General features: G+C 68.7%; 10 protein-coding genes. All 10 read left to right on the forward strand.

The window, feature by feature from the left end; translation table 11 throughout:
• Window positions 1–65 precede the first annotated feature (65 nt).
• The 10 genes from ABMA10_RS01505 (at window position 66) to ABMA10_RS01550 (ending at window position 11,635) form a co-directional block, all read left to right on the forward strand.
• Window positions 66–1,247 carry a thiolase family protein gene (locus ABMA10_RS01505; protein ID WP_347870019.1) on the forward strand — a complete coding sequence of 394 codons (1,182 nt, stop codon included), beginning with the start codon at window positions 66–68 and terminating at the stop codon, window positions 1,245–1,247.
• A 46-nt stretch (window positions 1,248–1,293) separates the two neighbouring features.
• On the forward strand, window positions 1,294–2,130 hold the full coding sequence (locus ABMA10_RS01510) for an SDR family NAD(P)-dependent oxidoreductase (RefSeq protein WP_347870020.1): 837 nt from the start codon (window positions 1,294–1,296) through the stop codon (window positions 2,128–2,130).
• 139 nt (window positions 2,131–2,269) lie between these two features.
• Window positions 2,270–3,100, forward strand: a complete 831-nt coding sequence (locus ABMA10_RS01515) for an enoyl-CoA hydratase/isomerase family protein (protein WP_347870021.1) — start codon at window positions 2,270–2,272, stop codon at window positions 3,098–3,100.
• Window positions 3,097–3,921 carry an SDR family oxidoreductase gene (locus ABMA10_RS01520; RefSeq protein ID WP_347870022.1) on the forward strand — a complete coding sequence of 275 codons (825 nt, stop codon included), beginning with the start codon at window positions 3,097–3,099 and terminating at the stop codon, window positions 3,919–3,921. Before ABMA10_RS01515 ends, ABMA10_RS01520 begins: the two co-directional genes overlap by 4 nt.
• Before the next feature lie 53 nt (window positions 3,922–3,974).
• Entirely contained in the window at window positions 3,975–4,526 is a 552-nt protein-coding gene (locus ABMA10_RS01525; protein WP_347870023.1) for an NUDIX hydrolase, read from the forward strand.
• A 109-nt stretch (window positions 4,527–4,635) separates the two neighbouring features.
• Complete coding sequence (locus ABMA10_RS01530; RefSeq protein WP_347870024.1) at window positions 4,636–4,962, forward strand: helix-turn-helix domain-containing protein; 327 nt, start codon at window positions 4,636–4,638, stop codon at window positions 4,960–4,962.
• A gap of 165 nt (window positions 4,963–5,127) precedes the next feature.
• Window positions 5,128–6,708 (forward strand): MmgE/PrpD family protein, encoded by a 1,581-nt coding sequence (locus ABMA10_RS01535; protein ID WP_347870025.1) that lies wholly within the window; start codon window positions 5,128–5,130, stop codon window positions 6,706–6,708.
• A gap of 268 nt (window positions 6,709–6,976) precedes the next feature.
• The gene (gene prpB / locus ABMA10_RS01540) at window positions 6,977–7,876 is read left to right on the forward strand and encodes a methylisocitrate lyase (protein ID WP_347870026.1); all 900 of its coding nucleotides are present in this window, start codon (window positions 6,977–6,979) and stop codon (window positions 7,874–7,876) included.
• Between the two features lie 137 nt (window positions 7,877–8,013).
• Window positions 8,014–9,138, forward strand: a complete 1,125-nt coding sequence (locus tag ABMA10_RS01545; RefSeq protein WP_347870027.1) for a bifunctional 2-methylcitrate synthase/citrate synthase — start codon at window positions 8,014–8,016, stop codon at window positions 9,136–9,138.
• 250 nt (window positions 9,139–9,388) lie between these two features.
• Window positions 9,389–11,635 (forward strand): Ig-like domain-containing protein, encoded by a 2,247-nt coding sequence (locus tag ABMA10_RS01550; RefSeq protein WP_347870028.1) that lies wholly within the window; start codon window positions 9,389–9,391, stop codon window positions 11,633–11,635.
• The last annotated feature ends 206 nt before the right edge of the window (window positions 11,636–11,841 follow it).

Below are 11,841 nucleotides of genomic sequence, written 5' to 3' on the forward strand. Positions count from 1 at the left end.
CAACCGCGGCCGCGCCCGACCGACCACGGGCATAGTGTGGGGCGCAGACCTCGAGGGAGATGGCCATGCGTACTGCGGTGATCGTCGACGCGATCCGGACCCCGTCCGGGCGCGGCAAGCCGGGCGGCGCGCTGAGCGCCGTGCACCCCGTCGACCTGCTCGCCGGCACGATCCGAGCGCTCGTCGAACGCACCGGCGTCGACCCGACCGTCGTCGAGGACGTCTACGCAGGCTGCGTCACCCAGGCCGGTCAGCAGGGCCAGAACATCGCGCGGAACGCGGCGCTCGCCGCAGGGTTGCCCCAGCAGGTGCCCGGCACGACGATCGACCGGCAGTGCGGCTCCAGCCAGCAGGCGACGACCTTCGCCGCGCAGAGCATCATGGCCGCCGGGAACGACGTCGTCATCGCGTGCGGCGTCGAGTCGATGAGCCGCGCGCCGATGGGCTCCAATGTCGTCGGGGCCGACCCGTTCGGCGCCGAGCTCCGCGCCCGTTTTCCGGAGGGACTCGTCGGGCAGGGCATCTCGGCCGAGCTCATCGCGGCGCGCTGGAACCTCGGTCGGGACGAGCTCGACGCCTTCGCAGCCCGATCGCACGAGCGAGCCGCGGCCACCTGGGCGTCGGGTGGATTCGACCGCGAGGTGGTCGCCGTGACCCTGCCGGACGGCTCGGTGGTCACTACTGACGAGACCGTGCGGGCCGGGACGACCCCCGAAGGACTCGCGAGCCTGCCCGCCGTCTTCCACGACGAGCGTCTCGCCGCCCGTTTCCCGGAGATCGCATGGCGCATCACACCCGGCAATGCGTCACCGCTCACGGATGGTGCGTCGGCCGCGCTCATCATGAGCGAGGTCCGCGCGCTCGAACTCGGTCTCACGCCCCGCGCCCGGTTCGTGTCGTTCGCCGCAGTCGGGAGTGATCCGATCGAGATGCTCACCGGCATCCTTCCTGCGACGCGCCGCATCCTCGACCGCAGCGGACTGGCCATCGACGACATCGACGCGTTCGAGGTGAACGAGGCGTTCGCGTCCGTGCCGCTCGCGTGGCAGCGGGAGTTCGGCGTGGACGACGCTCGTCTCAACCCGCGAGGCGGTGCCATCGCGCTCGGTCACCCGCTCGGTGCATCCGGCACGAAGCTCCTGGCAACGCTGCTCGGACAACTCGAGGCGAGCGGCGGCCGGTACGGGCTGCAGACCATGTGCGAGGGCGGCGGCATGGCCAACGCGACGATCATCGAGCGCTGGTGAGCAGGAACGTGCCCGCGAGAGCGAACGCCCAGGGAGGGGCCACGACATGGATGTGACAGGAAGCTCCGCGATCGTCACCGGCGGCGCATCGGGTCTGGGCTTTGCGACGGCGACCCGGTTGGCAGGCGCAGGCGCACGGGTCGTGCTCGTCGACCTGCCGGGGTCGGCGGGCGAGCAGCGGGCCGAAGAGCTGGGTGGATTCGCGACGTTCGTCGCGGCAGATGTGAGCGACGGTGAACAGGTGCAGGCGGCGGTCGAGGCGGCCGTGTCTCGCGGGCCGTTGCGCGTGGTCGTGAACTGTGCGGGCATCGCGCCGCCGGCGAAGGTGCTCGGTCGCGACGGCCCGGCCGACCTCGCCGCCTTCGAGCGCGTGCTCCGCGTCAACGTCCTCGGAACGTTCAACGTCATCCGATTGACGGCCGACGCGATGCAGCACAACGATCCCGACGGCGCTGCCCACGACGGTGCGGCGCACGACGGGACGACCGATGGGACGACCGATAGCGTCGACCGACTCAGCGCTGACGGCGACCGGGGCGTCATCATCAACACCGCTTCTGTCGCAGCGTTCGACGGCCAGATCGGTCAGCCGGCGTATGCGGCGTCGAAGGGCGCGGTGCATTCGATGACGCTGCCGATCGCGCGTGAACTCGCCAGGTACGGGATCCGCGTCGTCACGATCGCGCCCGGCATCATGGAGACGCCCATGCTCGCCGGCTTGCCGGAGGCCGCGCAGGCGTCGCTGGGGGAGCAGGTACCGTACCCGGCGAGGCTCGGGCGTCCGGAGGAGTACGCGGCGCTCGCGCTGCACATCATCGAGAACGGGTACCTCAACGGCGAGACGATCCGCCTCGACGGCGCGATCCGGATGGCCCCGAAGTGACCCCGGCCCCCTCGCAGCACGTGCTGTCCCGCGGGCGACGACCGCCTGCACGTGCAGGCCTGCACCGAGCAGCCCGGGCTCCGATCCCCGTCCGGACCGGAAGCGCACCCCAGACCCCGAACCGACCAGGAGCCACACGATGAGCGACGACGACACCATCCTCTTCGAGGTGAGCGACGGCCTCGCGCACCTCACGTTGAACCGTCCGGCGAGCCTCAACGCGATCGACCCCGCAGCGGCCCGCCGGTGGCGCGACCTCGCGCGGGAGGTCGCCGATCGTGACGACATCCAGGCGGTCCTCTTCGACGCGAACGGCCCGGCATTCTGCGCCGGCGGTGACGTCCTCAGGATGGCGAGCATGGGCGACGGCACAGCCGGATCGACCGGCGCCTTCGTCACCGAGCTGGCCGACATCATCCACGAGGGGCACCGTGCGCTGCAGACGGCAACGAAGCCGATCGTCGCCGCCGTGCAGGGCGCGGTCGCGGGTGGGGGACTCGGGTTCATGCTCGTCGCCGACGTCATCATCGCGTCCGACCGGGCGAAGTTCGTGAGCAAGTACGCCGACATCGGGCTCACCCCCGATTGCGGCGTGAGCACCCTCCTGCCCGAGGCTGTCGGTATGCGCCGCGCACTGGAACTCACGCTGAGCCCTCGGATGCTGAGCGCGGCCGAGGCGCTGGACTGGGGACTCGTCACCGAGGTCGTCGTGCCCGAGCAGCTCGACGCCAGGGCTCGCGAGGTCGCCGCGTTCTGGCTCGCCGGCGCAACCGGAGCCTTCGGGCAGGCGCGACGACTGCTCCGCGAAAGCGTCGGCCGGAGCTACCAGGACGCCCTCGACGACGAGGCGCGCACGATCGGCGCCGCCATCGAGACACCGGACTCCGTCGCCCGCGTGGCCGCCTTCGCCGCGGCCTCGTCGAAGCGGGCCGCGTCCGCACCCACCACCACGAAGGAGCAGCACGCATGACCGGACTCGCCGGCAAGACCGTCCTCATGTCGGGCGGAAGTCGTGGCATCGGCCTCGCGATCGCCCTCCGCGCCGCGAGGGACGGAGCGAACGTCGCCATCCTCGCGAAGACCGACACCCCGGACCCGCGGCTGGAGGGGACGATCCACACCGCGGCCGAGGCGATCCGCGCGGCCGGTGGGCAGGCCCTCGCGATCGTGGGCGACGTGCGCAGCGACGACGACATCGCCCGCGCCTTGTTCGAGACGGCCGGTGAGTTCGGCGGGATCGACATCGTCGTGAACAACGCGAGCGTCATCAGCCTCGCGCGCACGCTCGATCTCGACGCCAAGCGCTACGACCTCATGCAGGACGTCAACGTGCGCGGTACCTTCATGCTGTCGCGCGCGGCGATCCCGATGCTGCAGGACGCCGAGAACCCGCACATCCTGTCGCTGTCGCCGCCGCTCAACCTCGACCCGAAGTGGCTCGGCGCCCACACCGGCTACACGCTCGCGAAGTACGGCATGTCGATGGTGACGCTCGGATTGGCTGCGGAGTTCGGCCGTGACGGCATCGCGGCGAACACGCTGTGGCCGAAGACGACGATCAAGACGGCAGCGGTCGGCAACATCCTCGGCGGCGAGGCGTTGCTGGCGAAGAGCCGGACGCCCGAGATCTACGCCGATGCAGCGTACGAGGTGCTGACGGCACCGTCGCGTGCACTCACTGGTCGATCGCTCATCGTGGAGGACGTCCTCGCCGAGGCGGGTGTCACCGATCTCGCGAAGTACTCGCCCGGTGTCGACGAGTCGGAGCTCTTCCCGGACATCTTCCTCTGATCGGCCAGCACGTCCCCGTCAGGCACTGCGGCGGGGTGTGGGAGGGTGGCCCGATGGAGACGCACTGGACCACGCTCGGCAGGCAGCCCGTGTACCGCGGACGCACGACGATCGTCGACCACACGGTCGAGCTCCCGGACGGCAGCCGGAGCACGTACGAGGTGGACGAGAGTGTGCCCTTCGCCGTCGCCGTCCTGGTGATCGATGACGACCGGGTGTTGCTCACCCGCCAGTACCGGTATCCGCTCGACGCCTGGATCCTCGATCTGCCGGCAGGTGGCGGCGAGCCGGGCGAGGAGCCGGAGCAGGCTGCACGTCGAGAGCTCGAGGAGGAGCTCGGACTCGTCGCGGTCGATCTCGTGCCGCTGCACACCTTCTTCGTGAACCCTGGCCGGTCGGCGTGGCCGGTGCACGTGTTCTCCTGCCTCGCGACGACGACGGGCACCGCCTCGCTCGACGACGCGTCGGAGCAGGTCCGACTCGTCACCTTGCGCGTCGTCGAGCTGGACGCTGCGATCCGTGCGGGCGACATCGTCGACCCGACGCTCCTCGTCGCCCGCACGATGGCGGCCGCCACCGGTCTGCTCCCTCCCCTCGGCCGGTGACCGGCCGCCACGGTCAGCGGGAGGGCTGTCCGCTGACGGCAGAACCAGCCTCCGCAGACGAGGCGCGCCACGGACGTACAGTGAGACCACGCAGCCGGAAGGAGACGCCATGTTGTACCGCGAAGCCCTCGGAGCCGTGCTGCGCAAGCGTCGCCTCGAGCAGGGGCGGACGCTGCAGGAGGTCGCCGGCGTCGCAGCCGTCTCGACCCCGTACCTGTCCGAGATCGAGCGTGGACGCAAGGACGCTTCGTCCGAGGTCGTCGCGACGATCGCCGACGCCCTCCGCACCCGCATCGACCTCCTCATGTTCGACATCGCCGACCGGTTCGAGCGCGCTGCCGAAACACAACCGGAGGTGTCGTCGGCCTCGGCGACGATCACCGAACTGCACCCCGACCCGACGCCTGTCGCCCAGCCCCGCCTGCTCGCCGCCTGACCGCGTCCACCCACCGAGCCTGCTCGCTGCTCTGGTGCCTGTCGCTGCGCGTCGGCGGCAGCTGCGTCACGCAACGAGTGCGGGCGTAGGCTGGACGGACAGCGCCGTCGCAGGCCGCGCCCCGCACGGGCGGCATCCGAGCGGGCAGCATCCGAAGGGAACCCCGTGATCCAGCACCACCTCCGCGTCCACCGCAGCGACGAGAACCTCGCTCGTGACGGACAGCTCGCCTGGCAGCTCGCCCGAGTGGCGACCGATCCGGTGGAGGTGGCCCCCGAGGTCGTCGACATGATCATCAACCGGGTCATCGACAACGCCGCCGTCGCGGCCGCCTCCCTCACGCGGCGCCCCGTCTCCTCGGCTCGTGCGCAGGCCCTCAGCCACCCGGTCAGCACCGGGGGCGAGGGCGCCACGGTGTTCGGCCCGGACCTCGCCCGCCGCGTCTCACCCGAGTGGGCCGCCTGGGCCAACGGGGTCGCCGTGCGCGAGCTGGACTACCACGACACCTTCCTCGCCGCGGAGTATTCGCACCCGGGCGACAACATCCCGCCGATCGTCGCCGTCGCCCAGCACGCCGGCTGCACCGGCGCCGCCCTCGTGCGTGGTATCGCAACCGGCTACGAGATCCAGATCGACCTGGTGAAGGCGATCAGCCTGCACAAGCACAAGATCGACCACGTCGCGCACCTCGGCCCGTCCGCTGCCGCCGGGATCGGCACGATGCTCGGACTCGACCAGGCCACGATCTACCAGGCCATCGGTCAGGCGCTGCACACCACGACGGCGACCCGTCAGTCGCGCAAGGGCGAGATCTCCACGTGGAAGGCGCACGCCCCGGCCTTCGCGGGCAAAATGGCGGTTGAGGCCGTCGATCGGGCGATGCGCGGCGAGACCAGCCCGTCACCGATCTACGAGGGTGAGGACGGTGTCGTCGCCTGGCTGCTCGACGGCCCGGATGCGTCCTACGACGTCCCGCTGCCCGGCGCGGGAGAGCCGAAGCTCGCGATCCTCGACAGCTACACGAAGGAGCACTCGGCCGAGTACCAGGCGCAGGCGTGGATCGACCTCGCTCGGAAGCTGCACCACGAGCACCCTGGGCTGTTCGGACCGACGAGCGCCTCGACATCCTCGGTGACCGGCGATCCGCTCCCTGATCGAATCGACGCGCCGACCGTGGAGCGGATCGTCCTGCACACCTCGCACCACACGCACTACGTGATCGGCTCTGGCGCGAACGACCCCCAGAAGTACGACCCGACGGCGTCCCGTGAGACGCTCGACCACTCCATTCCGTACATCGTCGCGGTCTCCCTGCAGGACGGCAGCTGGCACCACGTCGACTCCTATACTCCCGAGCGCGCCGGCCGCGCCGACACCGTCGACCTGTGGCAGCGGATCACGACGGCGGAGGACGCCGAGTGGACGCGCCGCTACCACTCGGTCGACCCGGCCGAGAAGGCGTTCGGCGGCCGCATCGAGATCACGCTCAGCAACGGCGAGTCGATCGTGGACGAGATCGCCGTCGCCGACGCCCACCCGCTCGGTGCCAGGCCGTTCGCCCGTGCGGACTACGTCGCCAAGTTCCGGGCCCTCGCGGCCGACGTGCTCGAAGCTGCGGAGATCGACCGCTTCCTCGCGCTCGCGGAGCGACTGCCCGAGCTGAGCGTCGACGAGGTCCGCGAGCTCACGCTGCAGGCCGCTCCCGGCGTCCTCGCCTCCGCCCCGCACCCGACCGGCCTCTTCTGATGCGCCGTCGTCCGCTCGTCGTGACCCCGCGCCGTCCGCAACTCCTGCAGCTCGGGCCGCCGACGGCCCGATTCGGGCTGGTTGTGCCGGTCCTGAGCCCGATTGCAGGAGTTGTGCGCAAGCGAGGCGCTGCAGGACGGTGGAGCACTCGGCGGGCTCCCCGGTCCGCAACTCCTGCAGCTCCTGCCTGTTCGGGGACCTGGAACAGGATTCGGTCCGGATTGCCGGCCGATAGCAGGAGTTGTGGACGAGAGAAAGGACCCCGTTGATGCTGTACAGCGAGACGACACCGGCCGAGAAGCGCCGCCTGTTCCGCGAGCGACTCGCCACCGGTGAGCTGCTCCGCTTCCCGGGCGCGTTCAACCCACTGTCAGCGCGCCTCATCGAACAGAAGGGCTTCGACGGCGTCTACATCTCCGGCGCGGTGCTCTCCGCCGACCTCGGCCTGCCGGACATCGGCCTGACGACACTCACCGAGGTCGCCGGCCGTGCCAAGCAGATCGCCCGGATGACGGAGCTGCCGGCCATCGTCGACGCCGACACCGGTTTCGGCGAGCCGATGAACGTGGCGCGCACGGTGCAGGAGATCGAGGACGCCGGGCTCGCCGGCCTCCACATCGAGGACCAGGTCAACCCGAAGCGGTGCGGGCACCTCGACGGCAAGCAGGTGGTCGACACCTCCACCGCCCTCGGTCGCATCCGTGCTGCGGTCGACGCCCGTCGCGACCCCAACCTGCTCATCATGGCGCGCACCGACATCGCCGCGGTCGACGGCCTCCATGCCGCGATCGATCGGGCGAAGCAGCTCGTGGACGCCGGCGCGGATGCGATCTTCCCGGAGGCTATGCGCTCGCTCGAGGAGTTCGCTGCCGTTCGCGAGGCCGTGGACGTCCCGATCCTCGCGAACATGACGGAGTTCGGGAAGAGCGAGCTGTTCACCACGCAGCAGCTCGCCGATGTCGGCATCAACATCGTCATCTGGCCGGTGTCCTTGCTGCGCATCGCCATGGGGGCGGCGGGCCGCGCACTCGACACCCTGAACGAGGAGGGTGCGCTCACGTCGAAGCTCGGCGAGATGCAGCACCGCGCCGACCTCTACGAACTCATCGACTACGAGGGCTACAACCGGTTCGACACCTCGGTGTTCAATTTCACCGTGGACCGGTAGACACCTCGGCGACCTGCTCCCCGAGCTTGTCGAGGGGCTGCAGGGGTGACAGGCTCGACCCGAGCACTCCGACCCGTTCCCCGACCTCGTCGAGGGGCGCACGCACGACCGCCGCACCACCCGCAAAGGAGCAACGTATGACCGAAGCGACCAGCGACATCAAGAAGGGTCTCGCCGGCGTCGTCGTCGACGTGACGAGCGTCTCGAAGGTGAACCCGGAGACCAACTCCCTGCTCTATCGCGGTTACCCGGTGCAAGAGCTCGCTGAGCACTGCACCTTCGAGCAGGTCGCATACCTGCTGTGGAACGGTGAGCTGCCGAGCGACGCCGAGCTGCGGGCGTTCGAGCAACTGGAGCGCGGCCAGCGGGTGCTCGATGACAACGTGAAGGCGGCGATCGATCTCCTGCCGACGACCTCGCACCCGATGGACGCCCTGCGCACCGCCGTGAGCGTCATCGGTGCGAACGATCCGACCGCCGAGGACAACACACCTGAGGTCAACGCGGTGAAGGCGGCGAGCCTCTACGCGAAGCTGCCGGCGATCGTCGCCTACGACCAGCGGCGTCGGCACGGCCTCGAGCTCGTCCCGCCGCGCGACGACCTCGGCTACAGTGCGAACTTCCTGTACATGACCTTCGCCGAGGAGGCCGATCCGGTCGTCGTCGACGCCTTCGACGTGTCGATGATCCTGTACGCGGAGCACTCGTTCAACGCCTCGACCTTCACGGCTCGGGTCATCACCTCGACGCTGAGCGATCTGTATTCGGCCGTTGTCGGCGGCATCGGCGCGCTCAAGGGTGCGCTGCACGGCGGGGCGAACGAGGCGGTCATGCACGTCTTCGATGAGATCGGCACGGCGGACAAGGCGAACGCATGGCTCGATGCTGCGCTCGCCGAGAAGCGAAAGATCATGGGCTTCGGCCACCGGGTGTACAAGAACGGCGACTCCCGCGTGCCGACGATGTTCGCGTCGCTCGAGAAGCTTGCGGAGCACTACGACAAGCCGGAGATCCTCGAGTTGTACACCACGCTCGAGGCCGACATGGTGGCGCGGAAGAACATCAAACCGAACCTCGACTACCCGTCGGGCCCCGCGTACAACCTGATCGGTTTCGACACGGCGACCTTCACGCCGTTGTTCGTTGCGTCCAGGGTCGTCGGCTGGACGGCGCACATCGCTGAGCAGCTCGCGTCCAACGCGCTCATCCGTCCGCTGTCCGAGTACGTCGGTCCTGATGAGCGGCACGTGCCCATCAGCTGACCGACGCGCCTCCACGCTACCCTCTCGGCGGCCGTCCACCACGCGGTGGGCGGCCGCCGTGGTGTTTTCCGGGGCCACAGCCGTGCGCCGAGATGTCAACTGGTATTTATGATGATGATTTGATATGTTAGATTCCGGCGCGATCACGACGTCGGCTCGAGCAGTTCCGGCCGATCGGCCAACTCCCCTCCCTATGGCGACTCACCCGACACCCGAGTGCGCCCTCCCACTGAGAAAGGCAGCTTCCCCTATGAAGCTCAGAAAAACCCTGTCGGCGTTCGGCTTGATCGCCGTCGCCGCGTCCACCCTCGCGACCGGCCCGTCCGCGTTCGCCTCGGTCGACGATTCCGCGGCGCAGTCCGCGGCTCAGGCCACCGCAGCGAACGCCCCCGGATCCGCGGTGTTCACCGTTGCCGGCAAATTCTGGTCGTTGGACAACTCCAACGCCGGCTCCCCGCAAGCGTCGGCATATGACACGCCCGAGCAGGCCGAAGCTGCATCGGCTCAGCTGACGTTGCCGCCCATCGGACAGCCCGGCCCGATCGTCAGCGGGAGCAATACGGGGGTCTGCCTCACGCCGAGCCCTGTCGGTGACAAGAACCGTCGCTGGTTCTCCTTCGCCGCTTGCTCGGGTGCTGGATCCCAGGACTTCGAGCTCGTTGAGCACGGCGGCGGGGTCGTTGTGAAAAACGTCGGTGCGTACCTCACTGTCCTGAAGTCAAACTGGTCAATCAACTACCTTGCAGGCGGAAACCTGGCTGAGGCCGCACAGGTCTCGGGCACGGCTGTCACTCCGGCGTTCGGCCTGACGACGCCCGCTGTGGGGGCGGTCATTCGTGATGCTCAGCCGACCTTCTCCGGTGTGGGTGCGCCCGGGGCCACGATCGAGATCGAGGATGCTGACGGGCGCCTCGTCGCTACGACCACGGTCGGCGACGACAAGGCATGGTCTGTCCAGGCTGACGAGGCGTTCGCTGAGGGCACGCACACGGGCACGATCCGTCAGATCACCGCCGCTAATGTGGTGTCCACCACGCCGTACGAGTTCGAGTACGCGATGGTGAAGGACGTCGCTGTGACATCGCCGGAGATCGGCGGGTCGGTCGACGTACCTCGTCCGGTGGTTTCCGGTACCGGTCAGGCTGGAGGCGAGATCGAGCTGGTGTTCGCTGAGCCGAACGAACGCACCTACAAGACGACGGTCGGCGAGGACGGCACGTGGTCGATCGCGCCGACGGTGTCGCTGAAGAAGGGGCCGGTCGAAGGCCAGGTCACCCAGACCTTCGAGGGCGGTGTGAAGCAGTCCGCATTCAACTTCACCTATGGGACCGTCAAGCCCGTCACGAACGTGTCGCTCGAGACCCCGGCCGCTGGCGCAACACTGAAGGATGCCCGCCCGGTGTTCTCCGGTGCTGGTGAGAACGGTGCGACGATCGAGGTCGTCGAGGGTGGCAACATCATCGCGACGGCTACGGTCTCCGGCGGAACCTGGACCACGACGGCTGCCGCCGACGTGGCTCTGGGCGCGCACGCTGGTTCGGTGAACCAGAAGATCAACGGTGCGCAGCAGTCATCCGTGCCGTTCTCCTTCACTCGTGAGGCTGACGTCGAGCAGCAGCCGCTCGTCGTCGCGAGCCCTGCCGTTGGTGGGTCGATTGTGACTGACGCGTCCGGCACGGTTGCTCCCGTGTTCTCCGGAACCGCGACGCCTGGTGCCGATGTCAAAGTCGTCACTGCTTGGGGCCACACGGTCGGCACGGTGAAGGCCGATGATGCCGGCGCATGGACGCTGACCTGGAACAAGACGCTGCTGCCGAACACCTACGCCGGCGGCGCGACCATCCAGTCGATCGACGGCAAGGTCATCGACCGCGTCGGCTACAACTTCACCGTGACGAACTCGCTCTCGCAGGAGCCGCTCGTGGTGACTTCGCCTGCTGTCGGCGGCACGATCGTGACCGACGCGTCCGGCACGGTTGCGCCGGTGTTCTCCGGAACAGCGACGCCTGGTGCCGACGTCAAGGTCGTCACCGCTTGGGGCGACACGGTCGGCACGGTCAAGGCTGACGCCACGACCGGCGCCTGGTCCCTCACCTGGAACAAGTCGCTGAAGCCTGCCACCTACGCCGGCGGAAACACCATCCAGAGCGTGAACAACGTCGAGATCGACCGCACAGGCTACCGCTTCACCGTTCAGGCTGCAGCCTCCAAGGTGGTGCTCACGAGCCCCGCGATCGGCGGAGTCATCTCCACCGGCGGCGCGACCAGCATCTCCCCGGTCTTCACCGGCACCGGTGACGAGGGTGCTCGGATCGAGATCGTCGGCGCTTGGGGCACGGACCTCGGCAAGGGCGTCGTCAAGAACGGTGTCTGGGAGATCACCTGGGCGAACCAGTACTCGCCCGGGACCTACTCCGGTGGCCTCGTGAAGCAGTACCTGGCCGATGGGACCGCGCTCCACTCCACGGTCCCGTACAACTTCACCATCACGAAGTAGTCACCACCGCAGTCGACAACTGAACATGCATCGGCCCGGCCTCCCCTCGGAGGCCGGGCCGATCGTCATGACCAGCACGCTCACACACACGTGATATTTTTGTCGGTCGTACGATCCATTTCAGATTGACATGTCGGGCCATGGGTCAGGCATTCTCCGGTGGTGTCTCGGGGGATCGATGAGGCACCGTCACCCCAGGAAAGGAA

Origin of the sequence: Plantibacter sp. RU18, assembly GCF_050613355.1 — a bacterium.
In the GTDB taxonomy this organism is placed as follows: domain Bacteria; phylum Actinomycetota; class Actinomycetes; order Actinomycetales; family Microbacteriaceae; genus Plantibacter.